Origin of the sequence: Embleya sp. NBC_00888 (assembly GCF_045207655.1) — a bacterium.
Lineage (GTDB): Bacteria > Actinomycetota > Actinomycetes > Streptomycetales > Streptomycetaceae > Embleya.
Genome location: NZ_CP108785.1, coordinates 731,206 through 757,285 on the forward strand (window position 1 = coordinate 731,206; position 26,080 = coordinate 757,285).

Below are 26,080 nucleotides of genomic sequence, written 5' to 3' on the forward strand. Positions count from 1 at the left end.
CCTCTCGTCAGCGACCGCCATCGTGCTCCTCCGTCCGTGCGTGTGCCGCGTTGTCGGGGTCGGTGACGAGGTCGTCGTGCTCGCCGTACGGGCCGTCGTGCAGCGCCATCGCAAGCAGCCCCTCGGCGTCCATCCGGTCGATCGAGCCGGACCCCGGCCCGGGGCTGTGCTCCCGGGGTGCCGACTCGGCCGCGGCGGCGTGGCCCGCGAGTTCCAGCAGCGAGTCCAGCAGGCCGGCGTCGCGCAGCCGGGAAAGCGGAATGCCGGCCAGGGCATCGCGCAACCGACGTTCGGTGTCACGCGGTACGTCCGCCCCCTTCTCTCGGGGAGCAAGCTCCGCGGCCAGGCGCTCGGCGAGCGCCGTGGGGGTGGGGTGGTCGAACACCAGCGTCGGGGGCAGCCGCAGGCCGGTTGCGCCGGCGAGCCGGTTGCGCAGTTCCACGGCCGTCAGCGAGTCGAACCCGAGGTCCTTGAAGGCCCGGTCCCGTCCCACCGCTTCGGTGGTCGGGTAGCCGAGGACGGTCGCGGTCTCGGCGGCGACCAGTTCGAGCAGTTGCCGGTCCCGCTCGGCCGGCGACAACACGGCCAGGCGACGCCGCAGCGCCGCGGCGCTCGTACCCCCGGAGCCCCCGCGTCGCGCCGGGCCGCGCACCAGGTCGCGCAGCACCGGGGGCAGCGTGTCGGGCCGCGTCCGGAACACCGACAGGTCGAGCCGCATCGGCAACACCAGCGGCTCGTTCACGGTGCCGGCGAGGTCGAAGAGCGCCAGGCCGTCCCGGGTCGCCAGGCCCTGGACGCCGACGCGTGCCATCCGGGCCCGGTCGGCCCGGTCGAGTCCGGCCGTCATGTCGCTGCTCTCCGCCCACAGCCCCCAGGCCAGCGACAGCGCGGGCAGTCCGGCATGACGTCGCCGCCGTACCAGCGCGTCCAGGAACGCGTTGGCCGCCGCGTAGTTGCCCTGTCCGGCGCTGCCCAGGGTGGCCGCGGCCGAGGAGAACACCACGAACGCCGCCAAGGGTGCGGTTCGGGTCAGCTCGTCCAGGTGGCACGCGCCGTCCACCTTGGGCCGGAACACCCGGTCGATCCGTTCCGGGGACAGCGCGGGAATCACGCCGTCGTCCAGGACACCGGCCGCGTGCACCACGGCGGTGAGGGGGTGCGCGGCGGGCACCGACGTCAACAGCGCGACCACCGCGTCGCGATCGCCGACGTCGCACGCCGCCCACGTCGCCTCGGCGCCGTGCGTACCCAGTTCGGTGGTCAGGAGCGAGGCCTCGGCGCTCTCGTCGGCGCGCCGGCTCACCAGGAGCAGTCGGCGTACGCCGTGCTCGACGACCAGATGCCGGGCCAGGGCGCGCCCCAGGGTTCCGGAGGCGCCGGTCACCAGCACGGTGCCCGCGGGGTCCCACGCCGTGCCCGGGTCGCCGCGTTCCGGGTCCGCCGGGGCGATCGGGACCACCGGGACACGTTCGAGCCGGGGAAGCATGATCCGCCCCTCGCGAACCGCGAGTTGAGGCTCGTCGGTGGCCAGTGCGGCGGACAACGCGGCGACGGAGGCCGGGTGGGCGTCGAGGTCGACCAGCACGAACCGGCCCGGGTTCTCCGCCTGGGCCGAGCGCACCAGGCCCCAGACCGCCGCGGCGGCCGGGTCCCCGGGAGGTTCGTCGTCCGACGTGGCGAACGCTCCGCGTGTGACGACGACGCACCGCGCCGCGTTCACCGGTTCCTCGGCGATCCGGTCCCGCAACACTTCCAGGGCTCGACGGGTCTCCTCCCGGGCCCGCACCGCCTCTGCACCGGCGCCGGAGTCCGTGCCGAACACCGCGAGCACGAGGTCGGGTTCGGGCTCGCCGGCACCCGTCGCCGAGCGCAACGCGGACAGATCGGGGAAGCGCTTCACCTCCGGGGGCAGGTCCAGGTCGTCGTCGCCGAGCACCGCCCACGTGCCGTGCCGCGGTTCACCCCGCCCGGTGGGAGCGGCGGGTGCGGCCACCCACGTGAGCCGGAACAGGTCGTCCCGGCGATCACCCGGGGCGCGCAGTCCTTCGGGGGAGACCGGACGGGCGGCCAGCGAGCGCACCGTCACCGCGGGGGTGCCTTCGGCGTCCGTCACCACCACCGACACGTCCCGGTTCGTCCCCGCGGACACCCGCACCCGCACCGCCGGGCCGCACGGCCCGTGGAACGCGACGTCGTTCCAGGCGAACGGCATGGCCGCCGCATCGGGGCCGTCGCCTCGGTCGCGGAGCAGACAGGAGTGGAGCGCGGCGTCGAGCAGCGCGGGATGGGCGTGGTAGCGGCCCGCTTCGGCCGCCATGTCGTCCGGCAGCGCGGCCTCACCGAAGACCTCCTCCCCCACCCGCCACGCGGTGTGCAGACCGTGGAACGCGGGGCCGTAGGACAGGCCGATCTCGTCGAGCCGTTCGTAGAAGTCGGTCAGGTCGACGGCTACGGCTCCCGGGGGCGGCCAGGCGCCGTCGAGGCCCGCCGGGGTCGCGGCCTGTGCCGCGGTGAGCGTGCCGCGCGCGTGGCACGACCAGGGGTCCTGTGGGGCCGCGTCCTCGGGGCGGGCGTACACGCCGAGGGCCCGCGTGCCCTCCTCCTCGGCAGGCCCGACCCGGACCTGGAGCCGCACCGCGCCGTCTCCGGCTAGGAGCAGGGGCTTTTCCTGGATCAGCTCCCGGATGTGCGGGCAGTCGGTCTCGGCGCCCGCCAGCGCCGCCAGTTCCACGAACGCGGTACCGGGCACCAGCACCGTGTCGCCGACGGCGTGGTCGGCGAACCAGGGGTGGGTCTCCAGGGACCAGCGCGCGGTCAGCACGACCTCGGCGGAGTCGGCGAGTTCGACGCGGGCGCCCAGGAGCGGGTGCTCCGGGCGGCCCAGGCCCGCGGCGCTCACGTCGCCGGCACCGGCGGGTGTGTCGAGCCAGAACCTGCGCCGTTGGAAGGGGTAGGTCGGCAGGTCCACGACGCGTGGCGCACGGCCGGTCCAGGTCGCGGACCAGTCCACGGCGACACCGTGGGTGTACGCCTCGGCGACCGAGGCCAGGAAACGTTCCGGTCCGCCCTGGTCGCGGCGCAGCGACGCGACGGCCACGCCCGGCGTGCCCGGGTGCTCCGCCAGGATTTCCCGTAGGCCCATGGTGAGCATGGGGTGGGGGGCGGCCTCGACGAACGTGCCGTAGCCGTGGGTGATCAATTCCCGTACGGCGGGCTCGAATCGCACGGGCTCGCGCAGGTTGCGATACCAGTAGTCGCCGTCGAGTCCCGTGGTGTCCCGGAAGGCGCCGGTCAGCGTCGACATGAAGGCGATGCGGGCCGGCCCCGGGCGAATCTCGGCGAGGTCGTGGGCCATCCGCTCGCGTACGGCTTCCACGTGGGGCGAGTGCGAGGCGTAGTCGACCGGGATCCGACGCGCCCACCGTCCGGTCCGTTCGCAGTGCGCGAGGAGGTCCTCGAGTGCGGCCGTGTCGCCCGTCATCACCACCGACGCCGGTCCGTTGACGGCCGCGAGGTGGATTCGTCCGTGCCAGGCCGCCGTCAGGTCCTCGGCCTCGGTCGCGGTCAGCGCCAGCGAGACCATTGCGCCGCGGCCCGCGATCGCCCTCAGGGCCCGGCTGCGCAGGGCGACCACGCGCGCGCCGTCGTCGAGGGAGAGGCCGCCCGCGACGCAGGCCGCGGCGATCTCCCCCTGCGAGTGCCCCACCACGGCGTCGGGTTCGACGCCGTACGATCGCCACAGCTCGGCGAGCGACACCATCACCGCCCACAGCGCGGGCTGGACCACGTCCACCCGTTCCGGGTCGACTCCGGTGTCCCTGCCCCGGACGACGTCCACGACGGACCGGTCGGCATACGGGGCCAGCGCGTCGGCGCACTGGGCCAGGCGGTTGCGGAAGACGGGTGCGGTGTCCCACAACCGTGCGGCCATGCCCGGCCATTGGGCTCCCTGGCCGGGAAAGACGAAGACCGTCCGGCCGGGGTCACCGGCGAGCCCCTCGATCGCCGCGGGGGTCTCCCGGCCCTCCGCCACGGCGGCCAGGGCGGTCAACAGTTCGTCGCGGTCGCCGCCGATGATCACGGCCCGGTGTTCGAGCGAGGCGCGGGTCGTCAGCAGCGAGTGGGCGACGTCGACGGCGTCGAGTCCCGGTTCGGCGACGAGGCGCTTGCGCAGTCCGGCCGCCCTCGCCCGCAGCGCGGGCTCGCTCCTGGCCGAGAGCACCAACGGCACGGGTGTGTCGGTCGCTTGGGCGTTCGTGGCGGCATCTTCGGGTTCCCCCGTCTCGGGTGCGCGTCGAGCGTGCTGGTCCGGCGTGGCGGGAGCCTGTTCCAGCACGACGTGCGCGTTGGTGCCGCTGATGCCGAACGAGGAGACCGCGGCTCGACGCGGTCGCCCGGTGACGGGCCAGGGGCGTGCCTCGGTCAGCAGTTCGACCGCGCCGGACGACCAGTCGACATGAGGGGAGGGTGCGTCCACGTGCAGGGTCCGCGGCAGGATGCCACGGCGCAGGGCCATGACCATCTTGATCACACCCGCGACGCCCGCCGCCGCCTGGGTGTGACCGATGTTCGACTTGACCGAGCCGAGCCACACCGGGTGGTCGGTGGGGCGCCCGCTGCCGTAGGTGGCCAGGAGTGCCTGCGCCTCGATCGGGTCGCCCAGGGTGGTGCCCGTGCCGTGTGCCTCGACGACGTCCACCTCGGCGGCCGTGAGCCGGGCACCGGCCAACGCCTGGGTGATCACCCGTTCCTGGGACGGTCCGTTCGGGGCGGTCAGGCCGTTGCTCGCCCCGTCCTGGTTGACCGCCGAGCCCCGGACCACGGCAAGGACGCGGTGGCCCTTGCGCACCGCGTCCGACAGGCGCTCGACCAGGAGCACGCCGGCGCCCTCGCCCCACACCGTGCCATCCGCGGCGGCGGCGAACGGCTTGCAGCGCGCGTCGGCGGCCAGCGCGCCCTGCCTGGCGAACTCGATGAAGGCGTTCGGCGTGCACATCACGGTGACCCCGCCCGCCAGGGCGAGGTCGCAGTCTCCGCCGCGCAGCGCCTGCGCCGCCAGGTGCAGGGCCACCAGCGACGAGGAACAGGCGGTGTCCACGGTGACGGCCGGGCCCTCGAATCCGAAGGTGTAGGCGACGCGTCCGGTGGCGACGCTCGCGGACCCGCCGGTGCCGAGGTATCCGGCGATGTCCTGTGTGATGGTGCCCAGCCGCGTGGTGTAGTCGTGGTACATCAGCCCGGCGAACACGCCGGTGCGGCTGCCCCGCAGGGTCGCCGGGTCCAGGCCCGCGTGTTCCAGCGCCTCCCAGGAGATCTCCAGCAGGAGTCGCTGCTGTGGGTCCATCGCCACCGCCTCGCGCGGGCTGATGCCGAAGAACTCGGGGTCGAACCGCGCGGCGTCGGGCAGGAATCCACCCGCCGTCGCGAAGCCGGCGGAGTCGAGGGACCAGCCGCGGTCGGTGGGAAAGGCGGAGATGGCGTCGGCGCCCCGGTCCACGAGGTTCCACAGATCCTCCGGCGAACCGATCCCTCCCGGGAAGCGGCAGGCCATGCCCACGACGGCGATCGGCTCGTCCGCTGCGATCGTGCCGCGTGCCGGGGGTGGTCGACGCCCGTTCCGTCCGGTCAGCCGTTCGTGGACGTGCTCGGCGAGTTCGTGCGGCGTCGGATGGTCGAAGACGAGCGTGGCGGGCAGCCGGAGGCCGGTCACACGCGCGAGGCGGTTGCGCAATTCGAGTGCGGTGAGCGAGTCGAATCCCGACTCCTTGAACGCGCGTCCGGGTTCGACGGCGCTCGTGTCCGGGTGGCCGAGGACGGCCGCGACCTGGGCCCGCACCACGTCGAGGATCTTGGCTGCCGCGTCCCGGGTCGAGAGGTCGGCGAGTTCACGGGCGAGGGCGGAGTCGCCGTCGACCTCCGTCGCCGCGCGCCGCGCCGGTGGCCGCACCAGGGCGCGCAACAGCGCCGGTACGCCGTCCGTGGCGGCCCTCGCCCGTACGGCGGCGAGGTCCAGGCGGGCCGGGAGGACGACGGGCAGCCCCGACCGCAGGGCCGCGTCGAACAGGGCGACGCCCTCTGCTGCCGACAACGCGGTCACCCCGGCTCGGCGCATCCGGTCGCGGTCGGTGTCCGACATCGCGCCGGTCATCGCGCCGGTCTCGGCCCACAGCCCCCAGGCCAGGGAGAGCGCGGGCAGTCCCAGCGAACGTCGGACACCGACGAACGCGTCGAGGAAGGCGTTGGCCGCCGCGTAGCCGCCCTGGCCCGCGGTGCCGAACACGCCCGCCCCGGAGGAGAACACGACGAACGCGGAGAGGTCCATGTCTCGGGTCAGTTCGTGCAGGTTGACCACCGCGTCGACCTTCGGCCGGAACACGGTGTCGATCCGTTCCGGGGACAGCGAGGGGACCACCCCGTCGTCCAGGACGCCGGCCGCGTGCACCACACCGCGCAACGCGTGTTCCACCGGAACCCGCGCGAGGACCTCCATCAGGGCCGCGCGGTCCCCCGCGTCGCACGCCGCCCAGTGCACGGACGCGCCCAGTTCCACCAGTTCCGCGCCGAGTTCGGCGGCTCCGGGCGCGGCCGCGCCGCGGCGACTCGTCAGCAACAGGTGCCGTACTCCGTGCGCCCGGACGAGGTGGCGGGCCACGACCCGGCCGAGCACACCCGTCGCGCCCGTCACCAGGACGGTGCCCTCGCCGCCGAAGCCGGCGAAGTCCTCCGGGCCGTCCGGGCGTTCGCGACCTTCCCGGGTGCCGATGGCGCCGGCGCCCGCGTTGTCGCGATCACCGCCGGATGGCGGCACCCGTCGGAGTCTGGGTACGAAGGCCTTCCCCCCGCGCAGCGCCACCTGCGGCTCGTCGCCGCCCACGACGGCGGGCAGCGCTTCGCCGGAGGGTTCCGTGCCGTCCCAGTCGACCAGGACGAGCCGGTCCGGGTTCTCCGCCTGCGCCGAGCGCAGCAGGCCCCATGCCGCGGCCGGGGCCGGATCGCACGTCTCGTCGTCGCGCACCGCCACCGCGCCCCGGCTCAACAGCACGAGGCGGGTGGAGGTTCCGCGTTCGTCGGCGAGCCACGCCTGAATCAGCGTCAGTGCTCCCCCGACGAGGTCTCGGACGGCCGCACGCGGGTCGGCGCAGCCGGGCGCGGGCATCGGCAGCGCCACCAGGACCGCGCCCGGCACATGCTCGCCCGCCGTCGCCGCCGCGAGTTCCGCGACCTTGTGCACCGGGACGTCGGTGCCTTCGAGAGCCGCGACGACCGCCTCGGCGCCGTCGAGGACGACCCACGACCGGGGCGTCGGGGACGCCCCGCCCGCAGCGGGCACCCAGTCGACGGCGAACAGGGAGTCCGTCGACTCCGCGACGGCGGGTCGAAGGCGGTCGAGTGCCATCGAACGCAGGGCGAGCGATTGCACGGACACCACGGGCGCCCCGGTCGCGTCGGCGGCCTCCACCGCGACGGCGTCGGGGCCCAGCGGGGTGATCCGTACCCGCAGCCGCGTCGCGCCGACCGCGTGGATCCGCACACCGGACCACGAGAACGGCAGCCGAGGCCCGGAGGCCGGGCCTGTCCGCGCACGTGTCGCGGCGTCGCCGACCGCCGCCGCGTGCAGCGCGGCGTCGAGCAGGGCCGGGTGGATCGCGAACCCGTCGGTGTCGCCGTCCCCCGGGAGCACGACCTCGGCGAGGATTTCGTCCCCCCGCCGCCAGGCGGCCCGCAGACCCCGGAACTCGGGGCCGTAGCGCAGGGACAGCGCGGCCAGGTCCTCGTACACGCCCTCCACCGGCACGGGTTCGGCGCCGGGCGGCGGCCAGGCGTGCGACGCGCGGCCTTCGTGCCCGACGGTACGAGCGAGCGATCCGGCCGCCTGCCTGGTCCACGTCCCGTCCGGGGTGTGCTCCGGCCGGGCGTGAATGGTGATCGCGTGGTCGCCGGCCGCGTCGGCCGGACCGACGACGGCCCGCAACTGCACACCGCCGCGCGGCGGCAGGACCAGGGGTGCCTCCAGGGTCAGTTCCGCCACCCCGTCGCAGCCCACCTGCTCGGCGGCTCGAACCGCCAGTTCCAGGAAGGCCGTCCCGGGCAACAGGACGACGTCGCCGACCGCATGGCCACCGAGCCAGGGGTGGGTGTCGCGGGACAACCGCCCGGTCAGGAGCACGCCACCGGAGTCGGGAAGGTCGGTGACCGCTCCCCAGAAGGGGTGGTCGAGCGGGCTCAGCCCGACCGAACCGACGTCACCGGCGGGCGGCGTGGCGTCGAGCCAGTATCGCTGCCGGTCGAACGCGTACGTGGGCAGCGACACACGGCGCACGTCGGTCTTGGCGAACACCTTCGTCCAGTCGGGCGATCGGCCGCCCGCGTACACCTCGCCCAGGGAAAGGAGGAACCGGTCGAGGCCGCCGTCGTCTCGGTGCAGCGTGCCCGTCACGAGCGCCTCCCGGCCCAGCCGGCCGAGGGTCTCCGTCAGGCCGAGGGCGAGCACCGGGTGCGGGCTGCACTCCACGAACGTGCCGTGTCCGGCGGCGCCGAGTCGCTCCACGGCGTCCGAGAGCCGGACCGTGCGCCGCAGATTGCGGTACCAGTAGTCCGCGATCAACTCCTCACCCGGCACCACGTTGCCCGTGACCGTCGAGTACAGCGGCAGCGTGCCCGTCCGGGGACGGATGTCCGCCAACCGGGCGAGCAGTTCCGTGCGCAGCGCCTCCACGTGCGGGGAGTGGGAGGCGTAGTCCACGGCCACACGCCGAGTGCGTACACCGTCCCGCGCGCAGGCGCCCGTCAACTCGTCGAGCGCCGTGGGGTCTCCCGAGAGCACCACGGACGAGGGGCCGTTCACCGCGGCGAGCGAGAGTCGTCCGGCGAAGTCCGCGAGCCGCGCGCGGACCTCCTCGACCGGGGCCGTCAGGGAGACCATGCCGCCGGCACCGGCCAGCCGTTCGGCGATCAGCCGGGAGCGCAGGGCCACGACCCGCGCGCCGTCGTCGAGGGACAACGCGCCCGCGACACAGGCCGCGGCGATCTCGCCCTGCGAATGCCCCACCACGGCGGCCGGTTCGACGCCGTACGAGCGCCACAGCTCCGCCAGCGACACCAATACCGCCCACAACACCGGTTGCACGACATCGACCCGGTCCTTGCCGGTGTCGTCGACGCGGCCGAGCACCACGTCGGGCAGGGACCAGTCGACGTACGGGTCCAAGGCTGCCGCGCACTCTTGCATGCGCTCGCGGAAGACGGCGCACGAGTTCCACAGCTCCACGGCCATCCCGTCCCACTGGGACCCCTGGCCGGGGAACACGAAGACCGTCCGGCCGGGGTCGCGCGCCACGCCCTCGACGAGTCCCGCGCAGGGCTCGGCCTGGGCCAACGCCGCTACACCACGCAGGAGTTCGCCGTTGCGGCGGCCGACCACAACGGCCCGGTGCGCCAGTGGTGCGCGGGTGGTCGCCAGCGCGTGGGCGACGTCGGCCGCGCGAAGGGCCGGATGCGCCGCCATGTGCTCGCGCAACCGGGCCGCCTGCGCACGCAGCGCCCGTGGGCTGCCCGCGGACAACACCCACGCCACCGGCCCGGGGTCGGAATCCGCCGGTTCCGATGCCGCCGGTGCCGGCGCGCGGTGCGCGCGATCCCCGACCTCGTCGGTCGGCGCCTGGTCGGCGGCTTCGATGATCACGTGCGCGTTCGTCCCGCTGATGCCGAACGAGGAGACCCCTGCCCGCCGTGGGCGACCCGTGGCCGGCCAGGGGCGGGATTCGGTCAGGAGCCGCACGGTGTCCGCGGACCAGTCGACGTGCGGCGTGGGGGTGTCGACGTGCAGGGTCGGCGGCAGCAGCCCGTGCCGCATGGCCATGACCGCCTTCATCACGCCCGCGATTCCGGCGGCGGCCTGCGTGTGGCCGATGTTCGACTTCAACGACCCCAGCCACAGCGGCCGGTCCGCGCCGCGGTCGCGTCCGTACGTCGCCAGCAGCGCCTGCGCCTCGATGGGGTCGCCCAGGCGGGTGCCCGTTCCGTGCGCCTCCACCGTGTCCACGTCGGCTCCCGTGAGCCCGGCGTCCGCGAGGGCCGCGCGGATCACCCGCTGCTGCGCGGGGCCGTTGGGCGCGGTCAGGCCGTTCGACGCGCCGTCCTGGTTGACGGCGCTGCCCCGGACGACGGCCAGCACGCGATGCCCCAGCCGCCGCGCGTCCGAGAGCCGCTCCAGCAGGACGACGCCCACACCCTCGCCGAGCCCCGTGCCGTCGGCCCGGCCCGCGAACGCCTTGCACCGGCCGTCGGGCGAGAGCACCCGTTGCCTGCTGAACTCCAGGAGCGTCGCCGGGCTCGACATCAACGTGGCTCCGCCGGCCAGCGCGAGGTCGCACTCCCCGTTCCGCAGTGCCTGTACGGCGAAGTGCAGCGCCACCAGGGACGAGGAACAGGCCGTGTCGAGGGTGACCGCCGGGCCTTCGAGCCCGAAGGTGTAGGCGACCCGCCCGGACGCGACGCTCGCCGCGCGTCCGGTCTCCAGCCTGCCCTCGTGCTCCGACAGCGCGCCGGGCCACCGCGCCGTGTAGTCCTGCCCCATCATCCCGGTGAAGACGCCGGTTCGGCTGCCACGCACCGCGGCGGGCGCCAGGCCCGCCCGCTCGAACGTCTCCCAGGAGACCTCGAGCAGCAGCCGCTGCTGCGGATCCATCACCAGGGCCTCACGCGGACTGATCTCGAACAACCCCGCGTCGAACGACATGATGTCCGCGAGGAATCCGCCCTCCCGCGCATAGCAGGTGCCCACCCGCTCGGGGTCGGGATGGTAGAGCCCCTCGACGTCCCAGCCCCGGTCCACGGGGAGCGCACCGACCCCGTCCTGCCCCGAGGCCACCAGGCGCCACAGTTCCTCGGGCGAGGCGACGCCGCCGGGGAAGCGGCAGGCCATCGACACCAGCGCGACGGGCTCCCGGTGCTCGGCCCGAGCGATCCGCAGGTGCTCGCGGGTCCGCTCCAACTCGGCGGAGACACGCTTGAGGTAGTCCAGCATCTTGGCGTCGTGGATGTCGTCGATCATGTCGAACGTGCCGCCCTTCCCGCGAAAGATGTGGAGACGCGCGCGCCCGCCGAGGGACGGCGGACCCCGTGAACCCGTCCCCGGTGACGCCCCCGCCCCCTCAGGGGCGCACCGCCGGGCCGGGCGGCGTCATGCGCCGGTCAGGGCGCCGAAGCGCAACGGCAGCAGATCCGGCCCGGACACCCCGGTCGAGGGCCGCCAGGTGATCGGTCCGGCGACCTCGGGCGGCCCGAGGCGGGCGGCCAGGGCCGCGAACGCCTCGGCGAGTTCGACGCGAGCCAGCGCCGCGCCCAGGCAGTAGTGCGCGCCGCCGCCGAACGCCAACGGGGAGGCCTCCCGCCGCACGGTGATGTCGAACGCGTCGCCGCCCTCGAACACCAGGGGATCGCGCTGCGCCGAGTGCGCGCACAACCACACCGGGGTTCCCTTCGAGATCGGGTAGCCGTTGACGGAGAAGTCCTCGGCCGCGGACTTGGTGGCCACCACCGTCGTCGTGGGGCACCAGCGCAGCACCTCCTCCACCGCCTGGGTGACCAGGTCCGGCTGCTCCCGCAGCAGCGGCCACTGCTCGGGGTGCTCGGCGAACGCCACCATGGCGTGGCCGAGTTGGTGACTCGTGGTCTGGTACCCGGCGACCAGCAGGGTCGCGATCAGGGTGCGCAGCTCACGGTCGTCGAGAGCGCCGTCCTCCTGCTTGGCGCGCAGGATGTCGGAGAACAGGTCGTCGCCGGGCTTCGCCTTGCGCTCGCGGATCACCGTCTCGAAGTAGTCGTACATGCCCGCCAGGCCCTCCTCGACCTCGGCGACCCGGCTCTGGTCCGGGCCCAGCGCGAGGACCAGGTTGGTGTTCCGGCACCAACGGCCGACGGTGGTGTAGTCCGCAGGGGGGAAGCCCAGCAGTTCGCACACCACGGCCGCGGGCAGCGGGTCGGCGAACGCGTCGACGAAGTCGCGTTCTCCCCCGGCGGCCAGTTCGTCGGCGAGGCGCTCCGCGGTGGCACGTATGAATGGTTGCAGAGCCGCGATGCGGCGCGCGGTGAACGCGTGGGTGACCAGTCCACGCAGGCGGCGGTGGTCGGGACCCTCCAGGCTCTGCATGAAGTCGCGCATGAAATCGCGCACCAGCCCCTCGCCGGGCCCGACCAGGTCCACGACGTCTCGGAAACCCGAGACCAGGCGCGCGTCGCGGGAGAGGCTGTGCGCCTCGGCGTAGCGCAACACGAGCAGTCCCAGCGGGGTTTCGGCGACCCAGGATCGTTCCCTGGCCTCGGCCACCTCGGGCGAGTCCCACACGAAATCCGGCACGGTGATGTCCAGGAACGGCACAACCTGCCGCAATGCCCCAGACCCTTCGACGGTCGACATATCCCTGTCCTTCTCTCGGGGAAAGGCGGGTGCGCAGCCAGCAGCGCATTCTGTTCGGTGCGTCTTGGTGCGGTCTTGGGGTCGACTTGAACGGCTCGCCCGCTCGCGGCTGCCGCGGGACGCGGCGGCCGTCGTCGGATCAGCCCGCACGCGGCTCCCCGCTCCGCCGGCCCGATGCCGTCAGCAGGGTGTGCGCCCGCAGCAACACGCTCGCCTTGAGCAGCACTTCGTCGAACTCGTCGGCGGGATCCGAGTCGAGCACGATCGCGCCGCCGGCGCCGATCACCGTGTCCGTGGCCGAGGTCACGGCGGTGCGGATCACGATGTTGAGGTCCGCGCCGCCGCAGAGTCCGAAGTAGCCGATGGTGCCCGAGTAGACGCCGCGCGCCTCCTGCTCCAGGCGGTCGATGATGGCCATCGTCCGCAGCTTGGGGGCGCCGGTCATCGACCCGCCGGGAAAGCAGGCGCGGACGCAGGACACCGGATCCACCTCGCGCCGCAGCCGGCCGCGGACCGTCGTGACGAGTTGATGCACCGTCGCGTACGACTCGGTCACCATGTACGCGGGCACGTCGACCGACCCCACCTCGCACACCCGGCCCAAGTCGTTGCGGAGCAGGTCGACGATCATGAGGTTCTCGGCGCGGGTCTTCGCCGACGCCGTCAGGGACAGGCGTAGTGCCTCGTCGCTGACCGGGTCGGCGCCGCGTGGCGCCGTTCCCTTGATCGGCTTGCTTTCGACGATTCCGTCCCGGTCGATCCGCAGGAATCGTTCCGGGGACGAACAGACGACGGCGACCGCGCCGAGCCGCAGGAAGGCGCTGTAGGGCGCCGGATTGAGGCGCCTGAGCAGCAGGTGATAGCCCAAGGGGTCGGGCAGGGCGGGTAGTCGCATCCGGTTGGTCAGGCAGATCTCGTAGCTCTCTCCGCTGCGCAGTTCCGCGAGGCAGTCCTCGATGTCGCGCACGTAGTCGGCCCGGACGCGGGCGAGGACCGGCTCCTCGCCCTCCTGTTCGACTGCCGGGTCGGGCGCCGCGGCCGGCGAGCCGATCGGCCGGGCGGGCGCGGCATCCGGCAGCGAGCGGGCGCGCAGCGCCGTGCGCGCCACCCAGGCCCGGGCGTTCTCGGCCTCGCCCGGGTCCGGACCGCTCAGGGCCAGGACATAGGTCCGCTCCTGCTGATGGTCCACCGCGACCAGACGATCGGCGAACATCCACACGGCGTCCGGGGTCTGTGCCCGGTGGATGTTCGGGCTCCCGCACTCGGCCTTGAGTTCATAGCCGAAGTAGCCGACGTATCCGCCGTTGAGGTCGAAGGGAAGGTCCGCCGCGGGCAGTTCGCGGGTACGGAGCCGGTCCCGGAGCACCTCGAAGACGGTGCCCTTCTCCTCCCGTACGCCACCGGCGTCGTGGACCGTCACCGCGTTCTCCCCGGTCCGGTACGTCAGGGTCTCGGCACGGGGACCGGAGTCGTCGCCGAGGAAGGAGAACCTGGCCCCGCCGACACCGGGGGCGCTGCTGTCGAGCCAGAAGGCGTACTCGCTCCCCGCGAACAACGTGGTGAACAGGGCCGAGGTGTCCACCTCCCGGTCGACGACCTCGACGGCCAGGTCGAATTGCGGCGCCGGGGCACTGCCCGAGGACGGGGCCCAGCGCGCGTACTCGGGCGGTGGGGAGGCGTAGTGCCCGCCTATCGACTCGGCGAAGTTCCACAGGAGTTGCTCGCCGAACTCGCTCGCGACGGACTCCGGGTGGAACTGCAGGCCCCATCGGGGCAGGCTCTCGTGCCTGAGTGCCATCACGGTCTCGTCCTCCGCCCAGGCGGTGGCCCGGAGGCCGCCCGGCAGGGGCTCGACCACCCGCAGCGAGTGGTACCGCACCGCCGTGAAGTCCTGGGGAATGCCGTCGAACAGGTCCTCCTCGCGGTGCCGGACCCGCGTGAGGTGGCCGTGCCGGGGCGCTCCCGGCACCACCCGCCCTCCGTAGTGGTGGGCGATCGCCTGGTGACCCAGGCACACCCCCAGTACCGGCACGTCCCGCCAGCGGTCCAGCAGGTCCCGGCAGAACCCGAGGTCGCTCTGGCGCTGGGGTCGGCCCGGACCGGGTGAGATCACCACGCAGTCGAACGCCCCCGGGTCCTGCTTCGCCCAGGCCCGGTCGTCGTTGACCAGGACGGTCGGCTCCTTGCCGTACACCCGGGCGAGGAGCTGGAACAGGTTGTAGGTGTAGGAGTCGTAGTTGTCGATCAGCAACGCACGCATCGAGCGGTTCCTTGTCGGGTTCGAGCGGGGACCGGATCGTTCCGATTCGGCGTGCCGAAGCGGGCCTACTCGTCGAGCAGGTTGTCGAGGTAGTCGAAGACCTCCTCCCGCGAGGCCGAGCGCAGCCGATCCGGGTCCTCGCCGCTGCGGTGCGCAGCCGGGGGGAGCGCGTGGTCGGCGGGCGGCCCGACCGTCGTCGTCGACGACGGAACATCCGGCAGCAGCAGGCCGCGCAGGTGTCGGCCGAGGACGACCGGCGTGGGGTAGTCGAAGACCAGCGTGGGCGACAACCGTAGGCCGGTGGCGCCGCCGAGGCGGTTGCGCAGTTGCAGGGCGCGCAGGGAGTCGAATCCGATGTCGGCGAAGGAGCGCCGCTCGCCGACGGACCGGGGGTCGTCGTACGCCAGCACGGCCGCGACGTGGGTGCGCACCAGGGTCAGCAGGAGGTCGTCCTGTTCGTCCTCCGGGAGGCCGGCGAGCCGGGTGGTCAGTTGCTCCCCGCCCGGCTCGTCCCCCGTGTCGACCGCGCCGACCGCGGTCCGGCGGACCGGGGTACGGGCGAGTCCGCGCAGCAGGCGCGGCACGTCGTCGCCGTCGCGCAGGCCCGCGGTGTCCAGCCGCAGCGGGAAGACGACGGGTTCGTCGGCGGCGCAGCCGAGGTCGAACAGGGCGAGCCCCTGGGCGTCGGAGAGCGGCCTGACGCCCGAGCGGGCGATCCGCCGTACGTCCGCCTCCGCCATCGCCTCCGTCAGCCCCGATCGTGCCTGCCACAGTCCCCAGCCCAGCGACACGCCGTGCAGTCCCGCGGCCCGGCGCTGCGCCATCAAGGCGTCCACGAAGGCGTTGGCCGCCGCGTATCCGGCCTGTCCGGCGGGTCCCAGGACGCTCGACACCGACGAGAACGCGACGAACGCCACGTCCGAGCCGGCCGTCGCCTCGTGCAGATGCCAGGCACCGTCCGCCTTGGGGCGCAGCACCCGGTCGAGGCGTTCGGGGGTCTGTGCCGCCAGGATGCCGTCGTCCAGGACGCCGGCCATGTGCACCACGCCGGTCAGCGCGTACTCGGTCGGAATCGACGCCAGGACCTCCTCCAGCGCGCGACGATCCCCCACATCGCCCGCCACCACCCGGATGTCGGCACCCTCGGCGCTCAGTTCCTTCACGAACTCGGCTGCGCCCGGGCTCGATTCGCCCGACCGGGACACCACGACGACCCGTCGCACGCCGTGCGTGACCACCAGGTGCCGCACCACCAACCGGCCCAGTGTGCCGAGGCCGCCGGTCACCAGGACCGTCCCGTCCGTGCGCCAGGTCGCGCCCCGGGCCGCCGACGCCGCCACTCGCACCAGGCTCGGGATCAGCAGGACTCCGTCGCGCACCGCCACCTGGGCCGCGTCCGAGGCCACCGCGTCGACGAGTGCGGATCGGGACGCGTCGCGGTCGTCGAGGTCCACCAGTCGAATGCGGTCCGGGTACTCCGACTGCGCCGAGGCCGCCAGCGCCCAGGCCGCGGCGAGGGCGGGGTCGGGTGGCGAGCCCGGGCCCGCGGCGACCGCGCCGCGCGTGAGCAGGACCAGACGTGTGTGGGCCAGGCGTTCGTCGGCCGGCCAGTCCTGCAGTGCGGCCAGGACGGAGTGCGCGCTGCGATGCGCGGCGGTGGCCGGGTCGACGGCCGGGGATCCCGCGGCCGGCGCGAGCCCGAGGTGCCCCGACGGTTGGGCGAGGACGAGGACCTCGGGTGCGCTGCCGCCGGTGTCCAGGTACGCCCGCAGCGCCGCCGGATCCCGGTGGTGTGCGCACACGATGCCCCGGGCCGCCAGCGCGTCGTTCGTCTCGGCCGCTCCGTCCCCGATCCACGCCCAGTGCGCCGGCGCCGGGTCACGGGGCGCGCGTTGCCGCTCGGGCCGCCACCGCGGGCGCAGCAGTGCGGCGTCGGCCACGGCCGCGGCCCGACGCAGGGACCGCACGGCCACCGGGCGCATGCCCAGGGCCTCCACCGTCAGCACCGGGTGCCCGGCCGGGTCCGTGGCGGTGACCGACAGGGTGCCGGGCCCGGTGGCTCGGATGCGGGCGCGCAACGCGGTGGCGCCCGTGGCGTGCAGGGTCACCCCGCTCCAGGAGAACGGCAGTCGGATCACGGCCGCGTCGGTTGGGTCGGCGGACGCGGACACGAACGCCGGGGCGTGCAGGGCCGCGTCGAACAGCGCGGGGTGCAGCCCGTAGCGATCGGCGCCGCCGGCGCTTTCGGGGAGTTCGACTTCCGCGTACAGGTCCTCGTCCAGGCGCCGGCAGCGCTCCAGACCCTGGAACGCGGCACCGAAGTCGAGTCCGATCCCGGCCAACTCGCGGTAGCAGTGGTCGAGTTCGATCTCCTGCGCGCCGTCCGGCGGCCACTGCCGCAGGGGTTCCGCAAGACGGCCGTCGCCGCGCGCCAGTGTGCCTTCGGCGATCCGGGTCCAGGGCGCGTCGGCGGCGTCGCCGTCCCGGGAGTACACGGTGATCTCCCGTCGCGCGCAATCGTCCGGTCCGCCCACCGTCACCTGGAGACGGACGGTGCCCTGCTCGGGCAGGATCAACGGGGCCTGGAGGACCAGCTCTTCGAGCACGTCGCAGCCCGCGTGCGCACCGGCTTGGAGGGCCACCTCCAGCAGTGCCGTGCCCGGTACGACGAGGATGTCGGCGACGACGTGATCGGCGAGCCAGGGATGGGTCCCGGTGGACAGGCTCCCGGTGAAGAGCATGCCGCCGGTCCCGTCCGCCAGCGCGACCGCGGCCCCCAGCAGGGGGTGGTCGAGGCCGTCCAGACCGGCCGTCGTCACGTCCGCCTCCGGTGCCGCCGCCTCCTCCAGCCAGTAGCGGGTGCGTTGGAAGGCGTAGGTGGGTACGTCCGTCAGGCGGGCGTCGACATCGCGGAACGCCTCCGCCCAGTGCACGGCCACGCCGTGCACGTGGGCCTCGGCGACCGCGGTCAGCATCCGTGCCGGGCCGCCCTCGTCGCGTCGCAGCGAGTCGACGGTCAGGACGTCACCGGCTCGCTCGGCGCCTGCGGCGTCGGCCGCCTCCTGGACGGCGGCGGTGAGGATCGGGTGCGGGCTCATCTCGATGTAGGTCGTGTGGCCGTCGGCGAGCAGCCGGTCCACCGTGCGGTGGAACTGTACGGTCTCGCGGAGGTTGCGCACCCAGTACGAGACGTCCAGGGCCGTCGTATCGATCGGCTCGCCGAGGACCGTCGAGTAGAACGGCACGGTCGCGGCTCGTGGGCGCACGCCGGACATCTCCGTCAGGAGGGTCGCCCGGATCTCGTCGATCCGTGCCGAGTGGGACGCGTAGTCCACCGGGATCCGCCGTGCCCGCAGACCCTGCGCCTCGAATGCCTCCATGGCCTCGCGCAGGGCCACCGATTCGCCGGAGACGACCACGGACCGCGGTCCGTTGACCGCCGCGACGGACACGGCACCGTCCCATGGCGCGAGGCAGTGGCGCACCTGCTCGACGGGGGCGACGACCGAGACCATCCCGCCGGTGCCGGCCAGGACCCGCAGGGCGCGGCTGCGCAGGGCCACGATGCGGGCCGCGTCCTCCAGGGAGAGTGCGCCCGCGACGTGGGCCGCGGCGATCTCGCCCTGCGAGTGCCCGACGACCGCGGCCGGTTCCACGCCGAAGGATCGCCACACTGCCGCGAGGGAGACCATCACCGCGAACAGCGCGGGCTGCACGACGTCGACCCGGTCCAGGATCGAGGGGTCGGCTTCACCGCGCAGCACCTTCGTCGGTGACCAGTCGACGTGTGGGGCGAGGCAGTCGGCGCAGGCGTCGATCGATTCCCGGAACACGGGTGAGCTGCGGATCAGTTCGGTGGCCATGCCCGGCCACTGCGAGCCCTGCCCGGGGAAGACGAACGTGATCCGGTCCCGTGCCGTGGCCGTCCCCAGGGCCGCGTGCGGGCCGTGGTCGCCGTCCGCGAGCGCCGCCAGGCCGGCGATCGCCGCGGTCCGGTCCGGGGCCACCACGACGGCACGGTCGGCCAGGGCGGCCCGGGAACTCAGCAGCGAGTAGGCCAGATCCGGGTCCGGCTCCCGCGGGTCCGACGTCAGGAAGTCCGCCACCCGCGACGCCTGGGCCCGTAGGCCCGCCCGCCCGGCCCCCGAGACCATCCACGGCAGCGGGCGGCCTTCGATCTCCGCGGTGCCGGTGGGGTCCCCCGCGGCCGGGGCCGCCGGTGCCGCACGAGGCCGGTCGGGTTCCGGCGGTGCCTGCTCCAGAATGATGTGGGCGTTCGTGCCACCGACGCCGAACGAGGAGACCGCCGTCCGGCGCGGCCGGTCGATCCGCGGCCACGGCCGCGCTTCGCGCAGGAGCCGTACCGCCCCGGCGGACCAGTCCACGTGCGGCGTCGGCTCGGCGATGTGCAGGCTGCGCGGCAGTTCGGCGTGGCGCATCGCCATCACCATCTTGATCACGCCCGCCACCCCGGCCGCGGCCTGGGTGTGCCCGATGTTGGACTTCAGCGAGCCCAGCCACAGCGGCCGGTCGCTCGGCCGGTCCTGTCCGTAGGTGGCCAGGAGTGCCTGCGCCTCGATCGGGTCGCCCAACTGGGTTCCGGCGCCGTGGGCATCCACGCAGTCCACATCCGCCGTGGTCAGGCCCGCGTGGACCAGCGCCTGGCGGATCACCCGCTGCTGGGCCGGGCCGTTGGGCGCCGTCAGCCCGTTCGACGCGCCGTCCTGGTTCACCGCCGATCCGCGCACGACGGCGAGAATGTGGTGCCCGTTGCGCCGCGCGTCACACAGCCGTTCCAGGAGCAGGACGCCCACCCCCTCGGACCAACTGCTGCCGGTCGCGTCGGCCGAGAAGGACCTGCACCGCCCGTCGGGTGCCAGCCCGCGCTGTCGGCTGAACTCGACATAGCCCCAGGGCGTGGCCATCACGGTGACGCCTCCGGCCACCGCGAGCGTGCACTCGCCCCTGCGCAGGGACTGGGCGGCGAGATGCACGGCCACCAGGGAGGAGGAGCAGGCGGTGTCCACGGTGACCGCCGGCCCCTCCAGGCCGAGGCTGTAGGCGAGGCGCCCCGAGGCGACGCTGGGCATGCTGCCCACGACCCGGTAGCCCTCCGCACTCGGCGGAACGCGCCGGATGCGGGCGCCGTACTCGCTGTACATGATGCCGACGAACACGCCGGTCCGGCTGCCGCGCAGCGAGGTCGGGTCGATCCGGGCCCGTTCGACCGCCTCCCACGACGTCTCCAGGAACAACCGGTGCTGCGGGTCGACGGTGACGGCCTCACCGGGGCTGATCGCGAAGAACCCGGCGTCGAAGTCCGGTGCGTCGTAGAGGAATCCGGCGTGCCGGGTGCACGTGGTGCCCACGTGGTCGGGGTCCGGGTCGTACTCGACGCTCCAGCCCCGGTCGGTGGGGAACGCGGAGATCGCGTCGGTCTCCGAACTCACCAGGTCCCACAAGTCCTCGGGCGACGACACGTTGCCGGGCAGCCGGCAGCTCATGCCCACGATCGCGATCGGCTCGTCCATCGCTGCCCGTCGCTCGGCGGGCGTGCCGGTCCCCGGGTCCGATTCGAGGGCGGCCGGCTCGCCGAGCAGCAGGGCGCACAGGTGTCCGGCGAGGGCCTCGGGAGTCGGATAGTCGAAGAGGGCGGTGCTGGACAGGGCGCTGCCGGTAACCTTGCTCAGCCGTTCCCGCAGACGTGCCGCCGCCCGCCCCCGCACCCCCTGGGCGCCGAACGCCCGGCCGGGATCGAGCGGCACCCGGTCGTCCCGGTCCAGAACGGCGGAGGCGTGCGTCCGGATCAGATCGAGCAGCAGCCGGCGCCGCTCCACCTCCCGTGCGTCCGCGAGGCGCTGCCGCAACGGCCGGTCGTATCCCTCGTTCCGGTCCATCCTTGTGTCCTTTCTGCCTGGGTACGACGGCCGGGAACGGGTGCGGGCGCTACAGCGGGTCCGTGCGCCGTTCGAGCCCGGCGACGTTGTCGCCGGCGTTCCGCGGGGCGTGGACACGAGGAGGGAGAGAGCCCGTCGCGGTCGTCGTGCGCGACCCCGGAGTCGGCGGCCGACCGTCGCGCGCCGGGTCGGGTGCCGGGTCGGGTGCCGGGTCGAGACTGCGCAGCATGCGGTTCGTGCGCTCCACGAGCGCCCCGAACGCGTCCGGGGTGATCGCTTGCTCGCCGTCGCACAGCGCGGAGTGGCCCGCCCGGTCCACATCGACCATCACCCCGTCGGCTCCGGCGGCGGCAGCGGCGGCGGCCAGCGGGGCGACCAGATCGCTGCGCCCGCACGCGTGGCTGGGGTCGACGATGACCGGCAGGTGACTGAGCCGCTTCGCCAGCGGCACGGCGCTGATGTCCAGGGTGAAACGAGTCGTGTTCCCGTGGGTACGGACGCCGCGTTCACACAACAGCACGTTGCCGTTGCCCGCCGCCAGCAGGTATTCGGCGCCGTGGAGCCACTCCGGGACCGTGCAGCCGAAGCCCCGCTTCAGCAGCACCGGGCGGCCGGTCAACGCCACCTCGTGGAGCAGCGCGAAGTTCTGTGCGTTGCGTGCACCGATCTGCAGTACCTGGGCCACCTCGGCGACGGCCTCGACGTGCGCGACGTCGACGACCTCCGTGACGACGCCCAGTCCGGTCTCGGCGGACGCCTCCCGCAGCAGGTCCAGGCCGGCCTTGCCGAGCCCTTGGAAGGCGTACGGAGAGGTGCGCGGCTTGAACGCGCCGCCCCGCAACAGGTGTGCGCCTCGGTCCCGCACCTCCCGTGCCACGCCGAGGAGTTGCGCCGCGCTCTCCACGGCGCAGGGCCCGGCGATCCAGGTGAAGCGTCCGCCGCCCACGACACAGTCGTCGGACACCCGCACCGCGGTCGGCTCGCCCGTGGCCGCGAGACTGCCCAGGGCCGGTGCGTCGACGCTGTCGACGACCCATTCGAGCGCGGGGGTGGCCTGCAACAAGGCCACGAACTCCGCACCCTTCGGCGATGTCGCCTCGAGGTCCGGGAAGGTGACGAGGGTGTGTCGCCCGGCCAGGCACTGAAGCGACCGGTATCCGCGCCCATGCCACGCGCAGGTCAGCCGGCTCCGGTCGTCGATCGGCACGTCGGATCGGAATCGAGCAACGATCATCGGTCACCCTTCTGCGTCGGTGGCGGAGGCCGGCGGACTCCGGGGGGCTCATCCGCGCGCGCCCACGCCGGGCGACCACTCGGGCCTTTCGGGGAAGTCGAAGTCCACCGCGTGGGTCAACTCCAGTCGTTCGATCATTCGTTGCGCCCCGGAGAAGTCCCGCACGAGACGCCGGCCGGCGGGCGTGGCCCGCAGGTCGCCGATGATCTCGTCGGCGCCCTCGACGCCCGCGGTGACCAGTTCGAGCCGCAGCGTGGAGAGGTCCTGCTCGGCGAACGCCTCCAGGGCGAGCGGCAGACAGCGCACCAGGGCGCGGCGCCGGTCGGCGTTCATCCGGGCGTGCAGTTCCCGGACGACCTCGATGACGACGGAGCCGTGCGCCGTCTCGTCCCGCAGGTGCAGGGTGGTGATCAAAGAGTGCATGGGCTGGATCGAGTCGTCCCTGGCCAACAGCGCCAAGAGGGAGTTGATGCAGGTCTCGGCCACCGCTCCCCAGACCAGGACGGCGACGTCGCGCTCCCACGCCTCCGGCATCGTCGCCAGCACCTCGCGCAACCGCCGATACGTGACCAGGGTGGGCTGCTCGGGTCGGCTGCGCACGCCGCGCAACTCCCTGGTCCGAGCGACGGCGAGCATGTGCATGTACGTGTGGAAACTCTCGTCGACGATGGCCTGTTGCACTCCCTGCCGCACCAGCGGCTGATCGCTCCCGGGGAAGACGCCACGCATGACGAGGTCGAAGGCGGGCTCCGCGATGAGGTGCTCGGTGGCGATGACCCGTTCGTTGTAACCGATCCACAGGCCCGTCAGCACCTGTCTGCGCTGTTCACCGGTGGCCGCGAGGAACCGGGGGTGCTGCGCGAACGGCACCATCCGCAGCGGATAGTCCGGCACCCGGGGGTCGTACGTCGCAGGCCCGCCGAGCACACCGGAACTCGTCGCCACCGCGGCACGCCGCGGCCACGCTTCCACGAGGCGGCGCAGCGTCGAACTGCCGATACCGTCCTCCTCGACCCACCCTCCGGACGCCCAGGTGGTCACCGCGCCCGACTCCTCGCGCATTCGGCTCTCCCCGTCTCGTGGTCCACGGCGACGTTGCATCCTCACCGGCCGGACTTGGGGGTTTCTTGAACGTGACTTGGGCGGGTCCGAGGGAGTCTTCTGGATTCGGACCGGGGATGCCACGATGGGCGCGAAGCCGCGGTGGCGCGGACGCCGTGGGCGAGCACCGTCGTCGCGCCGGCCCGCTCCGTCGGCTCCTTCGCCGCCTTCGCCGTCGCATGCCGTCGGCCGCGCCGTTCGTGTTCTTCGTGCCTTCGCGCCCGTCCCGTTCCCGGGAACCCCGCCGTGAGACCCCACCGTGAGGACGCATCATGCTCGTTCCGCTCACCCTGGCCGACTTTCTGGACCGCGCCGAGACGGCCGCGGCCGATCGCACCGCGCTCGTGGACGAGCCGGACCAGCCGTCCGGCCCGGTGCCCACGACCACCTACGGTGAAGTGCTGCGACGCGTTCGGGCCTGGCAGGCGGGTCTGGACGCCCTGGGCGTCGGCGTCGGCGAGCGGGTCGCCGTCGTCAGCCCCAACTCCTCCCGGCTCCTGGAACTGCTCTACGCGGTCTCGGCGAGCGGCCGGATCTGCGTTCCGGTGAACTACCGCCTCACGCCCCAGGAGATCGCGTACATCCTGCGGCAGTGCGATGCCTCGGTCGTCTTCGTGGATCCGGAGGTCGAGGCCGTACTCGGCTCGGTGGAGGGCCCGAAGCGGTTCGTACTCGGTGAGCAGACCGACACCCAGGTCATGCGGTACGACATCGCCCCCCGCCCCTGGTCGTGTCCCGACGAGAACGCCGTCGCGACCCTCAACTACACCTCGGGAACGTCCGCCCGCCCCAAGGGCGTTGCCCTGACCCACCGCAACATCTGGCTCAATGCGACGACGTTCGGCCTACACGCCCGGATCTGGGAACAGGACGTCTATCTGCATACGCTGCCGACGTTCCACTGCAACGGCTGGGGCGTGCCGTTCCTGCTCGCCGGACTCGGCGCCAAGCAGGTGCTGTTGCGCAGGATCGACGGCACGGAGATCCTGCGGCGCGTCCGCGAACACGGTGTCACCCTCGCGTTCGGCGCTCCGGCCGTGTGGGACGCGGTACTTCGGGCGGCACGGTCCTGGCCCGGCAAGATCCCCGGGCACGGCAGCGTACGTGTGGTGTGCGCGGGCGCGCCCGTGAGCGAGCGGTTCGTCTGCCGGGTGGAGGACGAACTGGGCTGGACGTTCCACCAGGTGTACGGCCTGACGGAGACGACGCTGCTCACCTTCAACCGGCGTCCGCCGGGGGCGTCGTCGGGCAGCGGAGGTCTGACCCGGGCGGGGGCGCCCGCCCTGGGCGTGCGGTTGCGCACCGGCGCGCGCGGTGAGGTCCTCGCACGCTCCAACATGGTGCTCGACGGATACTGGCGGGATGCCGAGGCCGACGCGGCATCCCTCGACGAGGGCTGGTTCCGCACCGGTGACGCGGGCTCCTTCGACGACGACGGACACCTCGTCCTGTTCGACCGGTTGAAGGACGTCATCGTCACCGGCGGTGAAAGCGTGGCCTCGCTGGAGGTCGAGGCGTGCCTGCTGAGCCATCCGTCGATTGCCGAGGCGGCCGTCATCGGCGTGCCGGACGAGCGATGGGGCGAGACCGTCAAGGCGGTGGTGGTGCCCGTCACCGGAGTCCGGCCCAGCGCCGCGGAACTCATCTCGCACTGCAAGGAGCGGTTGGCCCGATACAAGGCACCCACATCCGTGGACTTCACGGATGCCCTGCCGCGAACCAGCAATGGCAAGGTTCGAAAGGGCGCGTTGCGCGAGCCCTATTGGTCGGGCCGGGACCGGCGCATCAATTGACGACAGCCGGTCCCGCCCCCGCCGAGTCCCGGTCAGTACTCCAGACACGTCCGTCCGACGGACTCGGCACGAATGATCCGGGTGAACAACAACCGGAGTTCCCGTCCCGGGTCCACGCCCAGTTCCTGGGCCAGCGCCCTACGGATGCGGTGGTAGACCCGTACCGCCTCCGCCTCCCGACCCACCTCGCACAGCGCGATCATCAGCAGCCAGCCCAGCCGTTCCCGCTGGGGGTACTTCGCGCTCAGGGCGGCCAGTTCGGCCACGACGTTGACGTTGTCCCGCCCCCAGCACAGTTCGGCCTCCCACAGGGCCTCCCAGGTCAGGAAGCGCAGTTCCTCCAGGCGCGCCGCCTCACGCACGGCCGGTTCGTAGTCGCCGAGTTCCGCGTAGGGCGCGCCGCGCCACAGGGACAGGGATGCCTCGAGCGCCGAACTGGCCTCTTCGAAACGGCCCTCGCGCAGGAGTCGACGCCCGTGGCGCAGCAGGTACTCGAATCGGCAGGCGTCCACCCGCTCCCCCTCGACGGCGAGGAGATATCCGTGTGGCTCCCTCCGCAGGATCCGGTTGCGTCCCCGCGGAGGGCAGTGCGGTTCGAGTTGGCGGCGCAGATTGGAGACGTAACTATGCAGGCCCGCCGACACGTTGCCGGGAGGCCCCGTAGGCCAGACGACCTCGGTGAGTCGCTCGGCCCCCACCACCTGGTTCGGCGCCAGCAACAGCGCGGACAGCACGGCACGTTGCCGCGCCGGTCCCAACAACAACGGGCCTGCGGTCGACGACACCGCCAACGGCCCGAGAATGTTGAACGCGAGTTCATCGGACAATTGCGCCGTAACGTTCGCAGACATCACACCCCCACCTGGCAACACTGGATTCAATGGCCACCCGTCCCCCCTGACCGCCGGTAGGAATGACCGCTTCCGCCGAGTCCCGAGTCGGCCGAGTCGCCCCCTGACTCTCGTTGTGCCGCATGAACAAGGAACCGGGAGGCATCCGCCACCGGGAAATGCCACCCGCAGGCTGCTGTGTACTCGTCGACGCGGAAAGGCGAACCTTCGCACCGTCGACATGTCCCGATCGCCGGGAGCGCCGCGCTCCCGCCGCCGCGAGTGGGTGATCGCGCCCATTCCGGATCCGCCGTTCGACGGACCTGCCCGAGCGCGGTGATTTCGTGAGGTGTTCGCGACCGAGGCACTCGGATCCGAACCCGGCACCGTATCCCCCCGGACCACGACGGCAACAACACATCCGAGGGATGCGCCGCCACCCTCACCATCCGCGCAATGCCGCTCGGTGGACGAAACCGGGGCCCGTCGGAACGGCGCCGTCGCCGAATCCTGCTCCGGAGCGCCGAAATGCGAATGCCTCGACCGC

Annotated in this window: 8 protein-coding genes and 1 pseudogene; 1 reads left to right on the forward strand and 8 read right to left on the reverse strand. The window is 73.2% G+C overall.

What is annotated here, in order from left to right; translation table 11 throughout:
• Positions 1–7: 7 nt before the first annotated feature.
• From OG948_RS37480 to OG948_RS37510, 7 genes and pseudogenes are all read right to left on the reverse strand, one after another.
• Positions 8–11,041, reverse strand: a complete 11,034-nt coding sequence (locus tag OG948_RS37480; RefSeq protein WP_406300878.1) for a type I polyketide synthase — start codon at positions 11,039–11,041, stop codon at positions 8–10.
• 141 nt (positions 11,042–11,182) lie between these two features.
• Positions 11,183–12,418 carry a cytochrome P450 gene (locus OG948_RS37485; RefSeq protein ID WP_331769445.1) on the reverse strand — a complete coding sequence of 412 codons (1,236 nt, stop codon included), beginning with the start codon at positions 12,416–12,418 and terminating at the stop codon, positions 11,183–11,185.
• Positions 12,419–12,557: 139 nt separating this feature from the next.
• The gene (gene pabB / locus OG948_RS37490) at positions 12,558–14,678 is read right to left on the reverse strand and encodes an aminodeoxychorismate synthase component I (RefSeq protein WP_331769446.1); all 2,121 of its coding nucleotides are present in this window, start codon (positions 14,676–14,678) and stop codon (positions 12,558–12,560) included.
• Positions 14,679–14,743: 65 nt separating this feature from the next.
• Complete coding sequence (locus OG948_RS37495) at positions 14,744–17,173, reverse strand: type I polyketide synthase (protein ID WP_406300879.1); 2,430 nt, start codon at positions 17,171–17,173, stop codon at positions 14,744–14,746.
• Positions 17,174–20,515: pseudogene (locus tag OG948_RS37500) on the reverse strand (type I polyketide synthase); the annotation flags it as partial. It lies immediately after the preceding gene.
• A gap of 109 nt (positions 20,516–20,624) precedes the next feature.
• Positions 20,625–21,809: a 3-deoxy-7-phosphoheptulonate synthase gene (gene aroF / locus OG948_RS37505; RefSeq protein ID WP_331769448.1), complete on the reverse strand. Its 1,185-nt coding sequence runs from the start codon at positions 21,807–21,809 to the stop codon at positions 20,625–20,627.
• A 48-nt stretch (positions 21,810–21,857) separates the two neighbouring features.
• Positions 21,858–22,871, reverse strand: coding sequence for a 4-aminobenzoate N-oxygenase (locus OG948_RS37510; protein WP_331769449.1), 1,014 nt, complete (start codon positions 22,869–22,871; stop codon positions 21,858–21,860).
• A gap of 311 nt (positions 22,872–23,182) precedes the next feature.
• Here OG948_RS37510 and OG948_RS37515 point away from each other — a divergent pair, with 311 nt between their 5' ends.
• The gene (locus OG948_RS37515) at positions 23,183–24,703 is read left to right on the forward strand and encodes an AMP-binding protein (protein ID WP_331769450.1); all 1,521 of its coding nucleotides are present in this window, start codon (positions 23,183–23,185) and stop codon (positions 24,701–24,703) included.
• 32 nt (positions 24,704–24,735) lie between these two features.
• On the opposite strand, the gene OG948_RS37520 is transcribed toward OG948_RS37515, so the two are convergent.
• Positions 24,736–25,554: a BTAD domain-containing putative transcriptional regulator gene (locus OG948_RS37520; protein WP_331769451.1), complete on the reverse strand. Its 819-nt coding sequence runs from the start codon at positions 25,552–25,554 to the stop codon at positions 24,736–24,738.
• Between the last annotated feature and the right edge of the window lie 526 nt (positions 25,555–26,080).